The organism is Micromonospora orduensis, assembly GCF_006228125.1.
In the GTDB taxonomy this organism is placed as follows: Bacteria; Actinomycetota; Actinomycetes; order Mycobacteriales; family Micromonosporaceae; genus Micromonospora; species Micromonospora orduensis.
This window is the reverse complement of sequence record NZ_VDFY01000216.1, coordinates 1-20,717: the sequence shown is the minus strand read 5'-3', so window position 1 is coordinate 20,717 and position 20,717 is coordinate 1. Positions and strand designations below refer to the sequence as shown.

At 71.6% G+C, this 20,717-nt stretch carries 21 protein-coding genes and 1 tRNA gene; 13 read left to right on the top strand and 9 right to left on the bottom strand.

Annotation, left to right across the window (positions count from 1 at the left end; translation table 11 throughout):
• The first annotated feature begins 33 nt into the window (after nt 1-33).
• The gene (locus tag FHG89_RS24735; RefSeq protein WP_244295800.1) at nt 34-810 is read left to right on the top strand and encodes a PASTA domain-containing protein; all 777 of its coding nucleotides are present in this window, start codon (nt 34-36) and stop codon (nt 808-810) included.
• Between the two features lie 7 nt (nt 811-817).
• Here FHG89_RS24735 and FHG89_RS24730 read toward each other — a convergent pair whose 3' ends face one another.
• Together FHG89_RS24730 and FHG89_RS24725 are read right to left on the bottom strand one after the other, a co-directional pair.
• Complete coding sequence (locus FHG89_RS24730; protein ID WP_139586804.1) at nt 818-1,255, bottom strand: hypothetical protein; 438 nt, start codon at nt 1,253-1,255, stop codon at nt 818-820.
• Between the two features lie 104 nt (nt 1,256-1,359).
• Entirely contained in the window at nt 1,360-1,644 is a 285-nt protein-coding gene (locus FHG89_RS24725) for a hypothetical protein (protein WP_139586807.1), read from the bottom strand.
• 666 nt (nt 1,645-2,310) lie between these two features.
• Here FHG89_RS24725 and FHG89_RS24720 point away from each other — a divergent pair.
• From FHG89_RS24720 to FHG89_RS24710, 3 genes are all read left to right on the top strand, one after another.
• The gene (locus FHG89_RS24720; protein ID WP_030487606.1) at nt 2,311-3,192 is read left to right on the top strand and encodes a helix-turn-helix domain-containing protein; all 882 of its coding nucleotides are present in this window, start codon (nt 2,311-2,313) and stop codon (nt 3,190-3,192) included.
• Complete coding sequence (locus tag FHG89_RS24715) at nt 3,162-3,383, top strand: DUF397 domain-containing protein (protein WP_121656330.1); 222 nt, start codon at nt 3,162-3,164, stop codon at nt 3,381-3,383. The genes FHG89_RS24720 and FHG89_RS24715 overlap by 31 nt, the downstream gene beginning before the upstream one ends.
• Nucleotides 3,384-3,586: 203 nt before the next feature.
• Nucleotides 3,587-3,973, top strand: coding sequence for a hypothetical protein (locus FHG89_RS24710; RefSeq protein WP_139586803.1), 387 nt, complete (start codon nt 3,587-3,589; stop codon nt 3,971-3,973).
• On the opposite strand, the gene FHG89_RS24705 is transcribed toward FHG89_RS24710, so the two are convergent.
• On the bottom strand, nt 3,956-4,540 hold the full coding sequence (locus FHG89_RS24705) for a hypothetical protein (RefSeq protein WP_139586802.1): 585 nt from the start codon (nt 4,538-4,540) through the stop codon (nt 3,956-3,958). The genes FHG89_RS24710 and FHG89_RS24705 overlap by 18 nt on opposite strands.
• A gap of 217 nt (nt 4,541-4,757) precedes the next feature.
• Between FHG89_RS24705 and FHG89_RS24700 the strand changes: the two genes are divergently transcribed.
• Nucleotides 4,758-6,317, top strand: coding sequence for a S8 family peptidase (locus FHG89_RS24700; RefSeq protein ID WP_139586801.1), 1,560 nt, complete (start codon nt 4,758-4,760; stop codon nt 6,315-6,317).
• A 66-nt stretch (nt 6,318-6,383) separates the two neighbouring features.
• Here FHG89_RS24700 and FHG89_RS24695 read toward each other — a convergent pair whose 3' ends face one another.
• The 3 genes from FHG89_RS24695 to FHG89_RS24685 all read right to left on the bottom strand — a co-directional run bounded on the left by FHG89_RS24695 (nt 6,384) and on the right by FHG89_RS24685 (nt 8,452).
• Nucleotides 6,384-7,190, bottom strand: coding sequence for a WecB/TagA/CpsF family glycosyltransferase (locus FHG89_RS24695; RefSeq protein WP_139586800.1), 807 nt, complete (start codon nt 7,188-7,190; stop codon nt 6,384-6,386).
• Nucleotides 7,187-8,302, bottom strand: coding sequence for an NAD-dependent epimerase/dehydratase family protein (locus FHG89_RS24690; RefSeq protein ID WP_208761096.1), 1,116 nt, complete (start codon nt 8,300-8,302; stop codon nt 7,187-7,189). Before FHG89_RS24690 ends, FHG89_RS24695 begins: the two co-directional genes overlap by 4 nt.
• Nucleotides 8,303-8,369: 67 nt before the next feature.
• A tRNA-Leu gene (locus FHG89_RS24685) sits at nt 8,370-8,452 on the bottom strand.
• Nucleotides 8,453-8,659: 207 nt separating this feature from the next.
• On the opposite strand from FHG89_RS24685, the gene FHG89_RS24680 reads away from it, so the two are divergent.
• The 8 genes from FHG89_RS24680 to FHG89_RS24645 are packed head-to-tail and all read left to right on the top strand — an operon-like array spanning nt 8,660 to nt 18,360.
• Complete coding sequence (locus FHG89_RS24680) at nt 8,660-9,448, top strand: FhaA domain-containing protein (protein WP_139586798.1); 789 nt, start codon at nt 8,660-8,662, stop codon at nt 9,446-9,448.
• Between the two features lie 6 nt (nt 9,449-9,454).
• Complete coding sequence (locus FHG89_RS24675) at nt 9,455-9,940, top strand: FHA domain-containing protein FhaB/FipA (protein ID WP_074315675.1); 486 nt, start codon at nt 9,455-9,457, stop codon at nt 9,938-9,940.
• The gene (locus tag FHG89_RS24670) at nt 9,937-11,391 is read left to right on the top strand and encodes a PP2C family protein-serine/threonine phosphatase (protein WP_139586797.1); all 1,455 of its coding nucleotides are present in this window, start codon (nt 9,937-9,939) and stop codon (nt 11,389-11,391) included. The genes FHG89_RS24675 and FHG89_RS24670 overlap by 4 nt, the downstream gene beginning before the upstream one ends.
• Nucleotides 11,392-11,421: 30 nt before the next feature.
• Nucleotides 11,422-12,912: an FtsW/RodA/SpoVE family cell cycle protein gene (locus FHG89_RS24665; protein ID WP_139586796.1), complete on the top strand. Its 1,491-nt coding sequence runs from the start codon at nt 11,422-11,424 to the stop codon at nt 12,910-12,912.
• Entirely contained in the window at nt 12,909-14,414 is a 1,506-nt protein-coding gene (locus FHG89_RS24660) for a peptidoglycan D,D-transpeptidase FtsI family protein (protein WP_139586795.1), read from the top strand. The genes FHG89_RS24665 and FHG89_RS24660 overlap by 4 nt, the downstream gene beginning before the upstream one ends.
• A 1-nt stretch (nt 14,415) precedes the next feature.
• Nucleotides 14,416-15,831 (top strand): serine/threonine-protein kinase, encoded by a 1,416-nt coding sequence (locus FHG89_RS24655; protein ID WP_139586794.1) that lies wholly within the window; start codon nt 14,416-14,418, stop codon nt 15,829-15,831.
• Entirely contained in the window at nt 15,828-17,645 is a 1,818-nt protein-coding gene (pknB, locus tag FHG89_RS24650; protein WP_139586793.1) for a Stk1 family PASTA domain-containing Ser/Thr kinase, read from the top strand. Before FHG89_RS24655 ends, pknB begins: the two co-directional genes overlap by 4 nt.
• Before the next feature lie 49 nt (nt 17,646-17,694).
• Entirely contained in the window at nt 17,695-18,360 is a 666-nt protein-coding gene (locus FHG89_RS24645) for a SanA/YdcF family protein (protein WP_244295794.1), read from the top strand.
• A 3-nt stretch (nt 18,361-18,363) separates the two neighbouring features.
• Here the strand turns inward: FHG89_RS24645 and FHG89_RS24640 are convergent, their stop codons facing one another.
• The 3 genes from FHG89_RS24640 to FHG89_RS33945 all read right to left on the bottom strand — a co-directional run.
• Nucleotides 18,364-19,014, bottom strand: a complete 651-nt coding sequence (locus FHG89_RS24640) for an aminodeoxychorismate/anthranilate synthase component II (RefSeq protein ID WP_139586792.1) — start codon at nt 19,012-19,014, stop codon at nt 18,364-18,366.
• 2 nt (nt 19,015-19,016) lie between these two features.
• The gene (locus FHG89_RS24635) at nt 19,017-19,301 is read right to left on the bottom strand and encodes a hypothetical protein (RefSeq protein ID WP_139586791.1); all 285 of its coding nucleotides are present in this window, start codon (nt 19,299-19,301) and stop codon (nt 19,017-19,019) included.
• A 3-nt stretch (nt 19,302-19,304) separates the two neighbouring features.
• A partial coding sequence (locus FHG89_RS33945) for a class E sortase (RefSeq protein WP_425280214.1) occupies nt 19,305-20,717 on the bottom strand: 1,413 nt, incomplete at its 5' end.

Genomic DNA, 20,717 nt, shown 5'->3' with positions numbered 1-20,717 from the left:
CCGCCGCCCGCCGTACCCGATGAGACCGCGCCCATGGACCGGGCCGCGTCGCCCGATGAGACGGCGCCCATGAATCGGGCCGCGTCGCCCGATGCGACGGCGCCGATCGACCGGGCCGCCTCGCAGGGCGGGCCCGATGCGACGGCGCCCTCCGACCAGACAATGCCTATCGACCGTTCCGCGCCGTCGCAGCCGGCCGACCGGACGGCGCGGATGCCCGACGAGCGGTCCAACCCCGCGCCGTGGTCGGGGCGCGCGGAGGTGCGGCCGCCGCGACCGGCCGAGCCGGCCGGCGACTGGTACGCCGAGGAGCAGGGTGGGCGGCGGTGGTGGCTGCCGATTCTCTGGGGTGTGCTGGCGTTGGTGCTGGCCGGTCTGCTCGGGGCCGCGCTCTGGGTGGTGCTCAACGCCCGGGACAACGACCGGGACGACCCGGAGTCCACCCCGTCGCCGCCGCCGGGCAGTGCCACAAGCGCCGCGCCGACCAGCGCGGCCCCGACGTCCGCGTCGCCGAGTAGTGCGTCGCCGAGCAGCCCGCCGCCGTCGAGCGAGCCCGCCGAGGTGCCGGTGCCGCCGGTCGCCGGCCTGCCGCAGGCCACCGCCGAGGGGCTGCTGGAACGGCTCGGCCTGTCCTACCGGGTGGTGTACCGCCCGTCCGAGTTGCCGCCGGGGACGGTGGTGGGCACCGAGCCGGAGGCCGGGGCGACGGTGTCCGACGGCGAGGACGTCCTGCTGATCGTCTCGCAGGCCCGACCCTCGACCGGCAGCGGCCCGACCACACCGGGCAGGACGGCGACGAGCACACCGTGACCGGTGCTCACCACATCCGGCGACGGGTGCCGACCAGGCCGAGGCCGGCAAGCGAGATGGTGAGACCGAAGATCCCGGACCAGAACAGGGACCGGCGGACGTCCGTGGCGGTGTGCCCGGCGGCGCCCGACCCGGCGAGGTCCTGCCGTCCGTCGGACTGGCCCCCGGCGCCGCCACCAGCCACCGACCCGGTCGGGTCGGTCGCTTCGGCGTGCTGGGTGGGTGCGACGGCACCGATCCAACCGGGGTCGTCGTCCACTGGTGGGTCGGCATCCACCACTGTGATTTCCGGTGCCGGTACCGGGGTGGTCAGCCGGGTTGCGGACGACGCCGGGTCGCGGACCAGGACCACGAGTGTGGTCACGGCCCCGAGCAGGGCGAGCAGTCCGAGGGCATAGGCGATACGGGAGCGGTGGTGCCGCCGCAGGGCGGGCTGATTGACCATGAACCATCCCAGGCTCAGGGCCCTGGAACGTGCGGTGGAACGGTGCCGGGGTGGGCGTACCAATTCTATGGCGACGGCACGCCCACCGCGGCGGATCGCGGTGGTCAGCCCACCCGGACGGGGGTACGGGAGACGGGCCGCCGCGTCCGTACGGTGTGCGGACGGGGCTCCGGTGCGGCCTGCACCTGTTGCAACCCTTCCCGCTGGACGAAGATCGACCGTCGGTTGACCGCGTCGCCCGCGGCGTTGAGCTCGTAGCCGTCGAGCCAGAGCCAACCGTCGTACGTCGGCCAGTCGAGCACACGGATGACCCGGAACATGATCGGCCTGAGGAACTGGACACTCGCCGCGCGAGTCACGTGCAGAACGTCACCGGAGCGGGGAAGCACATGGGCTCCTGGGGAGGGTTGGCCGGCGGTGGGGCCGGCGGTGACTGATCGGGGAAGAGTCTCGGCCGGTGACGGGGTCGTGCCTCGTGGACCGGTGGTGCGGTGGTGGTGGTCGGGCCGTACCCGCTGGTGGCGTGCCGCCACCCGACCATCACCCGGCTGCTTTCCGGTCTCCGCCGCCAGCACCTCGTCGCGCGCGGCGAGTCGCTGGAACCGCGCCCGCCGCCGCAGCTTGCCGGCTTGCAGCGGCGAGGTCTTCACCCGGGAGCAGGTCTGGTTGTCGCCGGCTGGTTCCGCGTCGGGTCCGGCATCCCCGGATCGGTGGGGTCACCACTCCGGGGGAGCGGACGGAGACGCTGAGTGATCCGTGCCATACGGACAGAGTGCATCAGGGACGTGCTTCATGCAAGTTGCACGTCGACTTTTGCCGATACGTGAGCGTGTCGCGCAAAGCGGCGCTTGAAGCCTTCCGTGTCCGGACGGCACACTGGGGGCCGGTTTCGCCCGTCGCGGCCGGCCGATGACCGGCACCACCCCCTCGCCGCGAGCGTTCGCCGGTCGACGGTCGCGCCCCCGGCGGGCGGCAGCCAGTGGCGCGTCGACCGGAGGTAGCCCGAGTGGGGTCGAGCAGCCAGCGGCGGGGATCGATGACGCAAGGGCCACGCGATGAGTGAACGGCGCAGCCCGACCATCAGGCGGCGGCGGCTCGGCGCCGAGTTGCGCCGCCAGAGGGAGTCCGCCGGGATCACCATCGAGGTCGTCGCCGAGCAGTTGGAGTGCTCCGCGTCGAAGGTCTCCCGGATCGAGACCGGCCACACCACGGCCACGCCCCGCGACGTGCGGGACATGCTGCGGATCTACGGGGTGGTGGGCGCCGAGAGCGACGAGCTCGTGCAGATCGCCCGGGAGGCCCGGCAGAAGGGCTGGTGGCACCCGTACAGCACGGTGCTCGTCGGCGCGTACGTCGGGCTGGAGGCCGCGGCGAGTTCGATCCGGGCGTACGAACAGCAGGTGGTGCCGGGTCTTCTGGAGACCGAGGAGTACGCCGGGGCGATGATCCGCGCCGCCCGGCCGGACTTCACCGCCGATCAGGTGCACCAGAGGGTGCGTGTCCGTCTGGGCCGTCAGTCGTTGTTGACCCAGGACGATCCGGTCGATCTGTGGGTGGTGCTCGATGAGGCGGTGGTAAGTCGGCCGGTGGGCGGGGACGAGGTGATGCGCGGCCAGCTGAAACGGCTGGTCGAGGTGGCCGAGTTGCCGAACGTGACGCTCCAGATCCTCCCCTTCGAGGTGGGTGCGCACGCCGGCATGGACGGGACCTTCACGATCCTCAGCTTCCCTGAGCCCGGTGATCCGGATGTTGTGTACGCGGAGAACGCCACGGGTGGGCTCTTCCTCGAGAAGAGCGACGAACTACAGAAGTACAGCTTCATCTTCGATCACATCCGCGCTGCGGCCATTCGTCCGGAGGAGTCCGTCGCACACATCGCAAAACTGGCAGAGGAGCCGTTGTGGAAATGGCGACCAAGGGGTTCCCCGTGGACCTGACGCAGGCAACGTGGTTCAAGAGCTCGAAGAGCGGGCCGAACTGTGACAACTGCGTGGAGGTGGCGTACGTGACCGGAGCGGTCGGAGTGCGGGACTCGAAGGACAAGGCCGGCCCGGCCCTGGTCTTCGCCCCGGGCGACTGGCACGCCTTCGTCGCCGGCACCAGAGGTGGTGTGTTCGGCTCGGCCTGACCGAGTGTCACGTGGGTCCCCGTCCGGTTCCGACCGGGCGGGGACCTTCCCGTGCCCGGGGGCGGGTGCGGTGGGGCGGGCGCCGCGAGGTTCCGCCGGGATTCCCGTCGCCACAGCGGGTCCGTCTCGTTGAACCGGTCGGAGCGGCGCTGGTCGATGATCCGCCGCACCGATCCCGCAACCGAGCGAGGTAGGCGAGACGGATGACGACGATCGGGTCAGACAATCTCACCAACGGTCCGGGTAAGCCGGAGCGGTTCGGTGGCAAGTATCGCGGGGCGCGTCGGGACACCGTACTGACCGAGGTGGTGTCGAGCGAGCAGGAGCCGTCCGCCGCCGAGTCGGCCGACCCGCCTCTCTCACTGCCCTCCCTCGACCCGAATCCGCTGGTCGAGCCGTCGTTCCCGCCGAGCGGCTGGCCGCCGGAGGCCACCGGGTCGCTGGCCGACCATCCGCTGCTGCGTGGCCTGCTGCTGGAGCTGCCGCCGAAGGGCAGCGTCCCGCCGCCCGGCTGGCTGGACCGCTGGTTCGAGGCGACCCGGGCGATCCTGGAGCTGCTGTACGTGCAGGGGTCAGGCCGCTCGCGCTGACGGTGCCACCGCCGGTCGGGTCCGCTCGGCGAGCCGGCTGTGTCGGAGCGCGTGTCGGACGCCGATGACGGCCACCGCGAGCGCGCCCGCGGTGATCGCCGGACCGGTGACGCCGGGCTCGGCGCCGAGGTCGGCGCCGGTGGCCGCGATCACCGCCGGCAGTGTGGTCAGGGCGCTCACCTGCAACGGCAGCCCGACGAGGGGATGTGCCGCGTCGGCGCGCAGGCCGTGCGGCGCGGGGGTGCCCGGTGCGCTGGCGAACGCGCCAGCTCCGGCCCACAGCCGGCGGATGCGGCGTACCGAGCTGGCCGCCACCATGAGCGCGGGGCCCATGGTCAGGGTCAGTCCGGCCGCGGCCCGGTCGATCGGAGCGGTGCCGGCGCTGAACAGTCCGCCGACGAGCACGGCCGCGGTGAGCGCCACGCCGGTCACGGCGAGGGCCAGCAACCATCCGGTACGCCGGCGCAGCGCGCGGGTGTTGCGCAGGCGGGGCAGGCCGTCGGCGAGGACGCCGGCGGCCACCCAGACGGCGGCGATCGGCAGCAGGATGGTGAGCTGACTCTCCATGTCGGAGAGTCTTTCCCGGATCGGGTCGGCGCGAATCCGGGCCGGTCCCCCGTTCGCCCCGGACCCAGGTCCCGTAGGGGGTCATCCCTCCGATGTTATGGACGTTTCGACATGTCCCCCCGGCCGAGTGCTGAAATACCCTCAGCTCGATCGGCAACCGTCGATCGATGTCGGGGCCGGTGGTCGCGATCCGCCGCCGGTCGGAGGGAGGTAGGAGATGGGTCTTCCACGCAGATCCGTACTGGTCGGGGTGGCCACCGCGACCGTGCTGGCCGTCGGCACCCCGGCCCTGGCCGCCGAACCGGTCGGCGAGGTCCGGTCCGCCGGCGGAGCCACCGCCGTCTCGGACAGCTACATCGTCGTGCTCAAGGACAGCGCGGTGGCCCGCGACCGGGTCGGTGACACCGCGAAGCGGCTGTCCGGCCGTCACGGCGGCAAGGTGGCCCGCACCTACGGCGCGGCGCTGCGCGGCTTCGAGGTCACCGTGAGCGCGAACGCGGCGGCCCGCATCGCGGCCGACCCGGCGGTGGCGTACGTCGAGCAGAACCACACCGTCTCGATCGCCGGAACGCAGGCCAACCCGCCCTCCTGGGGCCTGGACCGGATCGACCAGCGCAACCTGCCCCTGGACAGCTCCTACACGTACCCGAACACGGCGAGCAACGTGCACGCCTACATCATCGACACCGGCATCCGCTTCTCCCACAACGACTTCGGCGGTCGGGCCACCTCCGGCTACGACGCCGTGGACGGCGGGTCGGCCGACGACTGCAACGGCCACGGAACGCACGTCGCCGGCACCGTCGGCGGGTCGGCGTACGGGGTCGCGAAGGGCGTCCAGCTCGTCGGCGTACGGGTGCTGAACTGCTCCGGCAGCGGCACGACCGCCGGCGTGATCGGGGGCGTCGACTGGGTCACCCAGAACGCGATCAAGCCGGCGGTGGCGAACATGAGCCTCGGCGGCGGCGCGAACAGCTCGCTGGACACCGCCGTGCGCAACTCGATCGCCTCCGGCGTGACGTACGGCCTGGCGGCCGGCAACGACAGCGGCGCTAACGCCTGCAACACCTCCCCGGCGCGGGTCACCGAGGCCATCACGGTGGGCTCGACGACCAGCTCGGACGCCCGCTCGTCGTTCTCCAACATCGGCACCTGCCTGGACATCTTCGCCCCGGGCTCGTCGATCACCTCGGCCTGGTACACGAGCAACACCGCGACCAACACGATCAGCGGCACCTCGATGGCCACGCCGCACGTGGTCGGCGCGGCGGCCCTGCTGGCCAGCGCCAACCCGAGCTGGACCCCGCAGCAGGTCCGCGACCAGATGGTGGCGAACGCGACACCCAACGTGGTGGGCAACGCCGGCTCCGGGTCGCCGAACCGGCTGCTCTACGTGGGCTCCGGCGGCACCACCCCGCCGCCGCCGACCGGCTGCACCGGCACCAACGGCACCGACGTGTCGATCCCGGACGCCGGCGCGGCGGTGACCAGCTCGATCACCATCACGGGCTGTGGCCGCAACGCCTCCTCGGCCTCCACGGTGGCGGTGAACATCGTGCACACCTACCGGGGTGACCTGGTCATCGACCTGCTCGCCCCGGACGGCAGCGCGTACCGGCTGAAGAACAGCAGCACCTCGGACAGCGCCGACAACGTGAACACCACGTACACGGCGAACGTGTCCGGTGAGGCCGCCGACGGCACCTGGCGGCTCCAGGTGCGCGACACGTACGCGGCCGACACCGGTTACATCAACAGCTGGACCCTGACCGTCTGACCGCCTCCACGGGCGAGGCCCCACCCGCTCTCGCGGGTGGGGCCTCGTGTCGTACCGGATCGGGGGTCAGACCGCGAAGGTGGCCGGCCGTTCGGTGGCCGGGGCCGGCGGACGCGCCTTCCACAGGCCTGTCTTCTGCCCCGCCAGCCGGGCCAGGTAGGCCGGGTTGAGGATCACGTAACGCTTCCAGAGGCGCTTCGGCTCCAGACCGAGCCGCCAGAACCACTCCAGCCCGGCGCGCTGCATCCACGGCGGCGGCTGGCGCAGCAGCCCGGCGTGGTAGTCGAAGGCCGCGCCGACCGCCATCAGCGGCATGTCGAGCAGCGGTCGCATGGCGTACGTGAAGACCTCCTGGCGCGGGCAGCCGAGCCCGACCAGGACCAGCCGGGCGCCGCTGGACCGGATCCGGTCGGCGATCTCGGCGTCCTCGCCCGGCTGGACGGCTCGGAACTTGGACGGCTCCACCCCGGCGATCTTCAGCGCGGGAAACATCCGCTCCAACGCCGGAATCAGCTTGGCCAGGGTCTCCTCGGTCGACCCGTACAGGTAGACCGGCAGCCCCTCGTCGGCGAAACGGGACAGCACGTGCAGGGTCAGCGTCGGCCCGTACACCCGGTCGGTGAGCCCGGCGTGGTGCAGCAGGTTGAGCGCCCAGCGCACCGGCTGCCCGTCCGGCGTGACCACGTCGAACGAGTTGAGCCGGGCGTTGTGCGCCGGGTCCAGGACGCCGGTCATCACACCGTGCACGGCCAGCGCGGTCAGCGCGAGGGGACGCCGCTCGTGCGCGGCGGCCACCACCGCGTCCGTCGCCGTGGCGTAGTCGGTGGCGTCGACCAGGACGCCGAGCACGTTGCGCTTGGTCTGGACCGTCATGGCTGGGGCACCCATTTGTCGACGTTGGCCTCGTAGATCTCCCGCAGGATCATGGGCACGTTGTAGGTGATCTTCCACTCGGGGTACTGCTCCTCGAACCGGGCCATGCTGCTGATGTACCACTGGTGGTCGCCCGTGCGGTTCTGCTCGACGTAGTTGATCCGCGCCTCGCGGCCGGTGATCTCCTCGGCGATCCGGAACGCCTCGATGTGCGATGTGTTGGAGTGCCGTCCGCCGCCGAGGTTGTAGACCTCCGCCGAGCGCGGCGCCCGGAAGAACGCCTCGAACGCGGTGAGCACGTCCCGGGAGTGGATCGCGTCGCGGACCATCTTGCCCTTGTAGCCGTACAGGTTGTACGTCCGGCCCTCCATCACGCAGCGCATCAGGTACGCCAGGAAGCCGTGCAGCTCGGCCGCCGAGTGCGCCGGGCCGGTCAGCGTGCCGCCCCGGAAGCAGGCGGTCTTCATGTCGAAGTAGCGGCCGTACTCCTGGACCATCACGTCCGCGGCGACCTTCGAGGCGCCGAAGATCGAGTGCAGGGAGCTGTCGATCGACATGTCCTCGGTGATGCCGTCGTGCCACCGGTGGTCCTCGGGCAGCTCGTACCGGGTCTCCAGCTCGATCAGCGGCAGACTGTTGGGCCGGTCGCCGTAGACCTTGTTTGTCGAGCAGTGGATGAACGGCGCGTCGATGGCGTGCAACCGGGTGTTCTCCAGCATGTTCAGAGTGCCGCCGGCGTTGACGTCGAAGTCGGTGTACGGCTCCTTCGCCGCCCAGTCGTGGCTCGGCTGCGCGGCGCTGTGGATCACCACGGCGATGTCCCGGCCGTACTTCTTGAACACCTGCTCCAGGCCGTCGCGGTCCCGGATGTCCACCGCGAAGTGGGTGTACGCGCTACCCAGGTCACGGCCGAGCCGTTCCAGGCTCCACGATGTGGAGCCGTCCTCACCGAAGAAGTACCGGCGCATGTCGTTGTCGATGCCGACGACATCCAGGCCGAGGCCGGCGAAGTGCCGGACCGCCTCGGAGCCGATCAGACCACCAGACCCGGTCACCAACGCGACACTCACACGCCACTCCTGGTCCTTCGGAGGCAGAATCCATCGGAGCATAGCGTGACGCCCGGCACGCCCCGATATGACGGAAGGGCTCCGCATCTGCGGAGCCCTCGTCTTTGGGTGGGGATGGGGGGAGTTGAACCCCCACGCCCTTTCGGGCACACGGACCTGAACCGTGCGCGTCTGCCATTCCGCCACATCCCCGTGGCACGACCCGGAACACTTTAGCCGCCCCGGACCCGCTGTCTCCAACAGGTCCCGGAGATACTACGCTGTCCCCGGCGCTCGCCACGAGCGGTTACCGTTCGTGGCGGACGAAAGAGTAGCACGGCAGTCCCGGCCCTTTCGAACAGGCCGGTAGCAGGCGGCCGAGCGGCGTGTGAGCTGCACGCGCGCCGGCCGGATACCATCATGTCCTCGGGACCCGAGGAGGAGCCGGTGAGCGTGCTGCAACGCTTCGAGAAGCGTCTGGAAGGCCTGGTCGAAGGGGCCTTCGCCAAGGTCTTCAAAGGGGTGGTCCACCCCGTGGAGATCCTCAACGCCATGCAGCGGGAGGCCGAGGCGCACAAGGCGATCCTGGCCGGTGGGCGCACGTTGGTGCCCAACCGCTACGTGATCGATCTCTCGCCGTTCGACCACAGTCGTCTGGCGCCGTACGCCGCCGCACTGGCCCAGGAGCTGGCCCAGTCGCAGGCGGAGTTCATCGGCGAGCAGGCCTGGACGGTCTACGGCGACGTGATCGTCGAGATCGAGCGGGGGGACGGCCTGGACACGGGCATGTTCCGCGTCACCGCCGAGGTCTACACCGGTGGCGAGGTCGCCCCGGTGTCGGCGCCCGGCTACGACGCCGGCCCGCCCGCCTACCCCGCGTACGACCAGGGCGGTGGCTACGGTCCGCCGCCTGGCCACGGTGGCGGCCGCAACGTGCGGCTGGTCTCCGGCGACGGCCGCACCTACCCCCTCCAGATGGGGTCGACGGTGATCGGTCGCGGCGACCAGGCCAACCTGCGCCTGCCCGACGTCGGCATCTCCCGGCGACACGCCCGGCTGGATTTCGACGGCGGTCAGGTCGTGCTCACCGATCTGGGGTCGACAAACGGCACCATGGTCAACGGTCAGCGGGTCTCCGCCGTCGCCCTCAACCCGGGTGACATGGTCCAGCTCGGCACCACGACGCTGACCTTCCGCGTGGACGGCTGACCCGCCTTGCCGGAACTGGTCATCACCGTTGCCCGGTTCGGATTCCTGATCCTGCTGTGGATCTTCGTGTTCACGGTGGTCGGTGTGATCCGTCGGGACCTGTTCGCGGGGGCCCGGTCCGGTCGCCTGGTGGCGGCGCCACGAGCCGTTGGTGCCTCGACGGGGCAGGCGGCCAAGCCGGCGAAGGTGAAACGGGGCAGGGCGGCACACCAGCTGGTGGTGACCGCCGGCCAACTGGCCGGCACCCGGATCACTCTCGGTGAAGCGCAGATCACCATCGGTCGGGCTGAGGACTCCACCCTGGTCATCACCGACGACTACGCCTCCGCGCGGCACGCCCGGCTCGTGCCCCGCGACGGGCAGTGGTTCGTCGAGGACCTCGGCTCGACTAACGGCACGTACCTCGATCGCGCTAAGGTCACCGGACCAACCCCCGTCCCCCTCGGCGTGCCGATCCGGATCGGCCGCACTTCCCTCGAATTACGGCCATGACTCTGACCCTGCGCTATGCGGCCCACAGCGACCGCGGTCTGATCCGAGACGGCAATCAAGACTCCGTCTACGCCGGGCCGCGGCTACTCGCCGTTGCCGACGGCATGGGCGGCATGGCCGCCGGTGACGTCGCCAGCAACATCGTCATCGGTGCCATGGCGCCGCTCGACGAGGACGTCCCGGGGGACGCTCTCGTCGACGCGTTGCGTTCGGCCGTCGGTACCGCCAACCAACAACTCCGCGACACGGTGGACGCCAACCCGCAGTTGGAGGGGATGGGCACCACGCTGACGGCGACCCTCTTCACCGGCAGCAAGCTGGGGATGGTCCACATCGGCGACTCGCGGGCCTACCTGCTGCGCAACGGTGAGTTCGCGCAGATCACCAAGGACGACACGTACGTCCAGATGCTCGTCGACGAGGGCCGGATCAGCGCCGAGGAGGCGAGCAGCCACCCGCAGCGGTCGCTGCTGACCCGTGCCCTGGACGGCCGGGACATCGACCCGGAGTACTCGGTGCGCCAGGTCCTGCCCGGCGACCGGTACCTGATCTGCAGCGACGGCCTGTCTGGCGTGGTCAGCGCCGAGACCATCGGCGAGACCATGCGGGAGTACACCGACCCGCAGCAGTGCGTCGAGCGACTGGTGCAGCTCGCGCTGCGCGGCGGCGGACCGGACAACATCACCGTCATCATCGCCGATGCCACCGACCAGGACATCGTCGAGGCGACCCCGATCGTCGGCGGCGCCGCCGCCCGGGACCGGGGCATGGCCACCTCCGCCGACGACTCCACCCCGGCCGCCCGGGCCTCGGCGCTCTCCGCGCCACGCCCGGCCGCGCCGGAGGAGCCCAACGCGTCGGACGACGAGCCGGAGCGGCCGAAGCGCCGGCCGGTGCGGACCGCCGCCATGGCGCTGGCCCTGCTGGTGATCGTCGGTGGCGCGGCCTTCGGCGGCTGGACGTACACCCAGCGGCAGTACTACGTGGGCGCCACCGAGGAGGGCCAGGTCGCCGTCTTCCGTGGCATCCAGGGTCAGATCGCCGGGATGGACCTCTCCACCGTGCACCGCACCAGCGGGACCCGGCTGGACGACCTCACCGTCGCCGCGCAGGACACCGTCAAGGTGGGCATCCGGGCCAAGAACGAGCCGGACGCCGAGCGCCAGCTCGCCGAGCTGACCAGCGACACCCCGACCAATCCCAACCTGAAGCCGCTCTGCCCGTCCGACCCGACAGTGGTGGCCGGCACGCCGACCCCGGACGGGACGCCCGCGCCACCGAGCGGCAGCCCCAGCGCGCCGGCGACTCCCAACGGGTCCGTGACCACGGGCCCGACCCCGGGGGTCACCGCCACCGCCGGCGTGACCGGCCCGACGACCGCACCCGACGCCACGCCCTCCGACTCGACACCGCCGACGCTCGATCCGGCCGGTTGCCGGTCTCCTGAGTGAGCGTCGACTGAGATCCCGAGGATTCCACCCGTGACCGTAGCGGCCACACCGGCGCCCTCGCCCGCGACCACGGGCGGGCAGTCCGGCGTACGCCTGGCCCGGTCCCGACGCAACGCCGAGCTGTCCCTGCTGCTGCTCGCCATGGTGCTGGTGGCCGCGTACGGGGCGACCGTCGAGGCGAACCTGCTCGACACCGTCACCCCGGACTTCTGGATGCCCGCCGCCGCACTCGGCGCGGTCTTCCTCGGCCTGCACCTGGTCATCCGGTTTCTCGCCCCGTTCGCCGACCCGGCCCTGCTGCCGGCGGTGGCCCTGCTCAACGGCCTCGGGGTGGGTTTCCTGCGCCGCATCGACCTGGGCGAGGCGCCGGTGGCCGACCGGGAGAGCCTGGCGGTGTTCGCCGGCATCGGGGGGCGGCAGCTGGCGTGGACGCTCGCCTCGGTGATCCTCGCCGCCGGCCTGCTCGCCATCATGCGCGACCACCGTTCGGTGTCCCGGTACGCGTACACCCTGGGGTTGGCCGGCATCGTGTTGGTGATGCTCCCGGCGGTGCTGCCGTCCAGCATCTCGGAGATCAACGGCGCCAAGCTGTGGATCCGGGTGGGCGGTTTCTCCATCCAGCCTGGTGAGTTCGCCAAGTTGGCGCTGCTTGTCTTCTTCGCCTACTACCTGGTGCGCAAGCGTGAGGTGCTGTCGCTGGCCAGTCGGCGTCTGCTCGGCATCGACTTCCCGCGCGGGCGCGATCTCGGCCCGGTGGTCGTGGTCTGGTTGATCAGTCTTCTGGTGCTCGTCTTCGAGAAGGACCTGGGCACCTCGCTGCTCTACTTCGGCATGTTCGTGGTGACCCTCTACATCGCCACCGAACGGGTCAGTTGGCTGCTCATCGGTCTGGTCCTGTTCTTCGGCGGCGCCTACCTGGCGTACGTCCTCGGCTCGACGGTCGGTGGCCCGTTCGCCAACTTCTACCTGCGGGCGGAGATCTGGCTGGATCCGTTCGCCGACCCGACCGACAAGGGCTACCAGCTCGTCCAGGGGCTGCTCGCCCTGGGCACGGGCGGGCTCTTCGGCGCGGGTCCGGGCGGCGGCCAGCCGGAGATCCTGCCGGAGGTGCAGAACGACTTCATCTTCGCCGGCATCGGTGAGGAGATCGGCCTCTTCGGGCTCTCCGCGCTGCTGGTGGTCTACCTGCTGATCGTGGAGCGGGGGCTGCGCGCCGCGCTCGCGGTACGGGACTCGTTCGGCAAGCTGCTCGCCGGTGGTCTGGCGTTCACCCTGGGCCTGCAGGTCTTCGTGATCGTCGGCGGGATCAGCAAGCTCATTCCGCTGACCGGTCAGACCACCCCGTTCCTGTCCGCCGGTGGTTCGTCGCTGATGGCCAACTGGCTGCTCATCGCGGTGCTGCTGCGGGTCTCCGACGGAGCCCGCCGGCCGGTCACCGGGGGTGGCGGCAAGGCCGCCCGGCCCGCTGGTGGTCCGCCCGAGCAACTGCACGGTGCCCCCACGGAGGTGATCAAGCCGTGAACGCACCCCTGCGCCGTGTCGGCGTCGTCGTCATTGTCCTGTTCGGCCTGCTCTTCGCGAATCTCAACTGGATCCAGGCCTACAAGGCCGACGAGTACCGCACAAGCGACTACAACGGCCGGGTCCAGGTCGCCGACTACAAGATCAAGCGCGGCAACATCGAGGCCGGTGGCACGGCGCTGGCCACCAGCAAGGAGACCACCGGCAAGCTGAAGTTCCTGCGCACCTACCCGGGTGGCGCCAAGTACGCCCACGTGCTCGGCTACAAGCCGGTCAACCTGGCGGACCGGGGCATCGAGCAGGTGGAGAACGACTTCCTGGCCGGCACCAGCGACCAGCTCATCGGTGACCGGTTCAAGGACATGTTCACAGGTGACCAGACCGGTGGCGGCAACGTGCTGCTGACGCTCTCCAAGCGGGCTCAGGACGTGGCGTACGACCAGATGCGCAACAACCAGGTGGGGGCGAAGCGGGGCGCGGCCATCGCCATCGACCCGAGTACCGGGGCGGTGCAGGCGCTCGTCTCCATGCCGAGCTTCGACCCGAACCCGCTGGCCAGCCACGACACCGACGAGGCGGCTGCCGCGTTCAACAAGCTGGAACAGGACCCGGAACGGCCGCTGAACAACCGGGCGCTCGGCGAGACGCTGCCGCCGGGCTCCACCTTCAAGATCGTGGTGGCCGCGGCGGCGCTGGAGAACGGCATCACCAAGACCACGCCGATCCCGGCCGGCTCCAGCTACACCCCTCCCACGTCCGGCGAGCCGATCCGGAACGCCGCCCCCTCGATCTGCCCGGAGTCGCAGGTCACCCTGATGGAGGCGGTCACCCAGTCGTGCAACACCGGCTTCGCCCAGCTGGGTGTACGGCTCGGCGCCAACGCCATCAAGGAGAAGGCCCGTCAGTTCGGCTTCGAGCAGGAGGACCTGACGGTCGGCCAGCTCGGTGAGGGTGGCCTGCCCACGGCGGCCAGCCGGACCGGCAGCATCCAGAACACCGACGGCGGGGACGACCCGGCGGCGCTGGCCCAGTCCTCGATCGGGCAGCGGGACGTTCGGATGACGCCGCTGGAGGGTGCCATGATCGCCGGCTCGGTCGCCAACAACGGCCGGCAGATGCGGCCGTACCTGGTGCGGCAGCTGCTCGCTCCGGACCGCACCACCAGCTACTACACCGCCAACGCGCGGGAGCTGCGCCAGCCGGTCACCCCTCAGGTCGCCGGGGACCTGCGGGACATGATGGTCAGTGTGGTCCAGAACGGGACCGGTAAGAAGGCCGCGATCAGCGGCTACACGGTCGGTGGCAAGACCGGCACCGCGCAGTCCGCCCCGGACCGGCCCGACCACGGCTGGTTCATCGGCTTCGCCCTGGACAAGAACGGCAACCCGGTCTCCGCGGTCTGCGTGGTGCTGGAGCAGGCCGGCAGCGGTGGCAGCGCCGAGGCGGCCCGGATCGCCGGCCAGATCATGCGCGCGGCCATCGCCGACCCCGGGGGCCGCTGACATGCTCAGCCCCGGTGTCCAGCTCGGCAACCGCTACCGTCTCGACGAGCGGATCGCCAGCGGCGGCATGGGCGACGTGTGGCGCGGCACCGACCAGGTCCTCGGGCGGACGGTGGCGGTGAAGAGCCTGCTCCCCGCCCTGCTCGACGATCCGGACTTCGCCGAGCGGTTCCGCGGCGAGGCCCGGACCATGGCCACCATCAACCACCCGGGCGTCGTGGACGTCTACGACTTCGGCAACGACCAGCAGATCGCGTTCCTGGTCATGGAGTACGTCGAGGGCGACGCCCTCTCGTCGACGCTGAGCCGGGTCGGCCGGCTCACCCCGGCCCGGACGATGGCCCTCGTCGCGCAGGCCGCGGACGCACTGCACGCCGCCCACGAGAAGGGCATCGTGCACCGGGACGTTAAGCCGGGCAACCTGCTGGTCCGGCCGAACGGCACCCTGGTGCTGACCGACTTCGGCATCGCGCGCTCCGACCTGGTCGGTCAGCTCACCGCCGCCGGTTCGGTGCTGGGCACCGCCTCGTACATCTCACCTGAGCAGGCCACCGGCGGCGTCGCCACCCCGGCGTCCGACGTGTACGCCCTCGGCGTGGTCGCGTACCAGTGCCTCGCCGGGCGGCGCCCGTTCGAGGGCGACAACCCGCTCGACATCGCCATGCGGCACGTCCGGGAGACGCCCCGCCCACTGCCCGCGGACATCCCGCCGCAGGTCCGGGCAGTGGTGGAACGGGCGTTGGCCAAGGACCCGGCCGCGCGCTGGCCCAGCGCCGCAGCTCTCGCGCAGGTCGCCCGCCAGCTCAAGGCCGCGCTCTCCCAGCAGGCCAGGGGCGGCGGTCACCCCGGCCCGGTCTCCGGGGCGCCGGCCTCACCGGCGGCGCCCGGTCGGGCACAGGTGCCCCAGTCGCAGCACCACCGCGCACCGGGCGCCCCGCACCGTCCGGCGCCCGCCGGGCAGCGACCGACCGCTGTCGCGCCGCCCCAGCAGCCCCGCCCCACCGCCGTCGCGCCGGCCGTCCCGTACGCCCGGCCGCCGGCCGGTGCGGCAGGCTATCCGCGCGGTGCCGCGGCGGTGCCGCCGGCACAGACCCGGCAGGAACACCCCCCGGCGTACGTGCGGCAGACCGGCCCGATGCCATCCACGCCCGAACCCCACCGGTCCCGGCCCGGAATGGTGCTTCTCGCCATCCTGCTCGCCGTACTGGTCCTGCTCTGCTCGGGCGTGATTTCCTACAACCTGCGGAAGCAGTCGCAGTCCGGCGAAACCGGTGCGCTGGCTCCGCACGCGGCGACGTCCGGCGCGCTGCGGCTCGACGGACGCGACGATCCGACCCGGACGTCGTACCGTCGTGAGGTACGGCTCCAGCCGGTCGACGGCGGGACGACGACGAGCGAAGGACGACAGACGCGATGACAGCGCAGGCCCGCCTGCTCGGTGGCAGGTACCAGGTCGGCGAGCTGCTCGGCTATGGCGGCATGGCCGAGGTGCACCGCGGTCGCGACCTCCGGCTCGGTCGGGACGTCGCGATCAAGATGCTCCGCACCGACCTCGCCCGGGATGCGACGTTCCAGATGCGGTTCCGGCGGGAGGCGCAGAACGCGGCGTCGCTCAACCACCCGGCGATCGTGGCGGTCTACGACACAGGCGAGGAGACCGCGCCGACAGGCGAGACGCTGCCGTTCATCGTCATGGAGTTCGTCAACGGACGGACCCTCAAGGAGGTGCTCGGCGCCGAGGGCCGGTTGCAGCCCCGCCGGGCGCTGGAGATCTGCGCCGACATGTGCGCGGCGCTGGAGTTCAGCCACCGGCACGGCATCATCCACCGGGACATCAAGCCCGGCAACGTGATGCTCACCCAGACCGGCCAGGTCAAGGTGATGGACTTCGGCATCGCGCGGGCTCTGGCCAGCGGCGCGACCACCATGACGCAGACCAGCGCGGTGATCGGCACGGCACAGTACCTGTCTCCGGAGCAGGCGCGCGGCGAGGCCGTAGACGCCCGCTCCGACGTGTACGCGGCCGGGTGCGTGCTCTTCGAGCTGGTCTGCGGGCACCCGCCGTTCGTCGGCGACAGCCCGGTCAGCGTCGCGTACCAGCACGTACGGGAGACCCCGCCGACGCCTAGCGACATCAACCCGGACGTCACCCCTGCCGTCGACGCGATAGTGCTCAAGGCGCTGTCGAAGAACCCGCTCAACCGTTACCAGAGCGCCGGCGAGATGCGTGCGGACCTGCTCCGCGCCGCCGCCGGGCGGCCTGTGCTGGCCACGCCTGTGATGCGCGAGGCCGAGACGGTGGCGATGGCCCCGGCCGGCGGCGGGGGTGGCTACCCGGCTGCCGCCGCTGGGCAGCAGACCCGGCAGATCCCGGCCCGGGTGGGCGATCCGCGCCAGCGCAAGGCGTCCTCCTGGCTGATCGCGATGTTCAGCGCGGTCGGCGTGCTGGCGGTGATCGCCCTGGTCGCCGCCCTGCTCTGGAGCCAGCAGGGCAAGGATCTGAAGTCGGTGCCCACCCTCACCGGTAAGAGTCAGGAAGCCGCGATCACCGAGATCCGCGGCGCCGGTTTCCAGCCGGTGGTGGGCGAGCCGGTGCTGGACAGCAAGTGCCAGAAGAACACGGTGGTCCGGCAGACTCCGCAGCCGGGCGCGCGGCTGGAGGAGACGCGTCAGGTCACCATCCAGGTCTGTGGCGGCGCGCCCGAGGTGACCGTCCCGGTGGGCCTCAAGGGCAGCAAGCGGGAGAGCGCCATCGCCCGTCTCGAGGAGGCGAATCTCGTCCCCGACGTCAAGACGGTCGACAGCGAGGCGAGCCAGGACGAGGTACTCAGCGTCGATCCTCCGTCGGGGCAGCGCGTCCCCGAGGGCACGAAGGTGACACTCACCGTCTCGAATGGCAAGGTCCGCGAGGTGCCGGACGTCGTCGGGCTCAGCCAGGAGGAAGCCAGCCGCGTCCTGCGCAACGCCGGCTTCACTGTCGTGCTGCAGGAGGGGCCGGAGGTGCCTGCCGGCGACGCGGGGAAGGTCACCGATCAGAGCCCGAATGCCAAGGACAAGAAGCCGACCGGTACGAAGGTGACCATCAAGATCAGTCAGCCCGAGCCGGAGACCGACCCGACGCCCACCGCGACACCGTCCGGCACGCCGACGACCACGCCGACAACTCCCGGCAACGGGGGCGGCATCGGTCTGCCGTTCCCGCCCCCGCCGAGCCGACTCCCTCAGGATTGATTCGGGTCACGGCGTGCGGGGCATCGGTGTGAGTGACGATGTCCGGCCGGTGAAGCGATGGCCGCGGCGGCTGCGCCGCCCGGCCATCCTCGGCGCCGTCGTGCTGCTGCTCGTCAGTCTGCCGTGGCTGTGGACGACGATCTCCGCGCGCGGCCACGTGTACGACGCTGCCGACGCGCCCACGGCAGACGTGGTGATCGTGCTCGGCACCGCCGTGGCGGCCGACCGGCAGCGGCCGGGCGAACGGCTCGCCGGCCGCTTGGAGACCGCCGCCGCCCTGGTGAGCAGCGGGCGGGCGAAGGTCGTCCTCGTCTCGGGTGACGGCGGTGGCGCGTCCGGTGACGAGACGGCGGTGATGACGTCGTACCTCGCCGAACTCGGTGTCGACCCGAATCGGGTGGTGGCCGACCCGTTCGGCCTGGACACCTACGACAGTTGCGCCCGGGCCCGCGAGGTGTACGGCATCGAGCGGGCCCTGATCGTCACGCAGTCCTACCACCTGTCCCGGGCGGTGACGCTGTGCCGGCATCTCGGCCTCGACGCCGACGGGGTGACCGCCGGCTGCCCCGGTTGCGGGCGTGCCCTGCTCGCCGAGAAGTCGGCCCGGGACTACTTCGCCAGCGGCAAGGCGGCGTGGGACGCGGTCCGCGACCGGTCGCCGGCGGTCCGCTCGCCCGCCGACCCGGCGGTCCGGGACGCGCTGCGCAGGAGCTGACCCTCAGGCGGCGGCGAAGGCGGCCCGACGGCGGGCGTCGACCTCGGCGGCCAGCGCCGGTGCGCGTTCCAGCGCCTCGGGGTGGCCGCAGCCGGCGAGCCAGTTGGCAAGCATCAGGTGCCCGCCCTCGGTGAGCACCGATTCCGGGTGGAACTGCACGCCCTCGATGGGCAGTGTCCGGTGCCGCATCGCCATCACGACGCCGGAGCCGGTCCAGCCGGTGACCTCCAGCTCGTCGGGGAGGGTCTCGGGCAGCACCGCGAGTGAGTGGTACCGGGTGGCGGTGAACGGGTCCGGCAGGCCGGCGAGGACGCCTACCGACCGGTGCCTCACCTCGGAGGTCTTGCCGTGCAGCAGCTCGGGGGCGCGGGTCACGGTCGCACCGAACGCCTCACCGATCGCCTGGTGGCCGAGGCACACGCCGAAGATCGGCAGCTCGCCCGCGTACTCCCGGATGACGTCCAGGCAGATGCCGGCGCGGTCGGGGCTGCCCGGCCCGGGTGAGAGCAGGACACCGGCCGCGCCCACCCGGCCCACCTCGGCGACGTCGATCTCGTCGTTGCGGCGTACCTCGCACTCCACGCCGAGCTGGCCGAGGTACTGCACCAGGTTGAAGACGAACGAGTCGTAGTTGTCGATCACCAGGACGCGCATGGTCACCTGCTCGGGGAGGGAGGCGCGGGGTTGTTCTGGTCGGTGTCGTACGGCAGGTCGTGCTCGTCGCCAGCCGGAGTCTCCCCGGTCACGGCGTCACCGCCGCCCGGGTCACCGGGCACCCCCGAATCCTGGGTGACCTGCACGTCGTCGAAGGGCAGCAGTGGTTCGGCCCACGGAAAGGCCACGTACCAGAGCAGGGCCACCGCGGCGGCGGCGAGCAGCACCGAACCGGCGAGCTTTCCGGGCAGGCCGAAAGGCAGCTTGCGCCAGATGAACGCGTACATGGGTCAGCCTCCCAGCTCCGCCGGGCGGCCCGCCGACTTGGGTTGGGTCCGGTCCAGCTCGGCGTGGATGATCAGCCGCTGGTAGTTGTCGAACTTGGGGTTGCAGGTGGTGAGGGTCAGCATCCGCTTGGTCGGCTTCTTGTCGGGCTCGCCGGGCACCGGGGCCACCACCTCGACCTGCGTCGGCCGGACGATCCGGGTCTGCGACACCCGGTAGACGTACCAGTCGGTCTTGCCCTCGACGACGATCGCGTCGCCGTCGTCGAGCTCGTCGAGCCGCCAGAAGGTTGCCCGGTTGCGGTGGCCTGCGACGGAGAAGTTGCCGATCTGGCCGGGCATCGCGCTGGTCGGGTAGTGACCGGGTGCGTACCGGATGTCGGCCTGGGTGACGCCCTCGACGACCACCCAGTTCTTGTCGAGCTTGGGGATGTAGAGGCCCGCGATCGGCTTGCCGTGCACCGGCGGGGACGGCTTGGCGCTGGGCGCGGCCGCCGACGGGGCGACGGTCGGGGAGTCGGTCGGGGCCCACGCCTCGGCGAGCTGGCTGCTGAGGTCGTTCTGGTGGGCGTCGACGATGGCCGACTTGCCCCACACCTCGTAGCCGGCGAAGAGCAGCACCACGAGGCCGAAGGTGATGAGGACCTCGCCGGAGATCCGGATGCCGGTACGCAGCCGGGAGGCGATCGACGGCCGGGTGAGCTCCGAGTAGACGCTCTTGTAGCCCTCACCGGTCTGGTGCGGCCGGAGCTGGACCACCCGCTCACCGCGTCGGGGCCGGGGAGGCTCGGCGGGGCTGTCGCTGGCACCGGTCGGGTCGTCGGTCGTCGGCGTACGGGGCACGGCGCCCATCAGGGCCGTCGAGTCCATGGCCGGCGGTCGGACCGAGGGGCCGCCGGAGACGGTGGGGATCAGTGCAGTGGCGGACGGGTCGGCGGCGCGCTGAGGCCCGGCCGGGGGGATCGAGCCGGCCGGTGAGGTCGGGGCGGCGCCCGGCCGTGCGGGACCGGCGCCGACCTTGGGGATGAACGCGGTGGGCGCGTCGCCACCCGATGGGATCGGAGCGTCCGAGGCCGCCGGTCGGATCGCGGGGCCGGGAGCGGACGGCCGTGGCGGTAGCCCTGCGCCAGTACCCGGGCGGGTCGGCGTGGCCTCCGGCTGGCCTGGCGTGCCGGAGGCGGCCGGTGGGCGACTCGACGCCCCCGGTGCGGGGGTACGGGTGGGCAGGTCGCCGGGGCTGCTCGCGCGGGCCGGGCCCTGGTTGGGTGCGGTCGGTCGACCGGGGCTGGTCGCGGGGGGACGGCCAGATCCGGCGTGCGGTCCGGCTGTCGCGGCGCCCGGCCAGGGCGGCGGCGCGACAACCGACGGCGGCATGGCGGCCGGCGGCGCGGCGGCTGGCGGAGGCACCGCGGCTGGAGG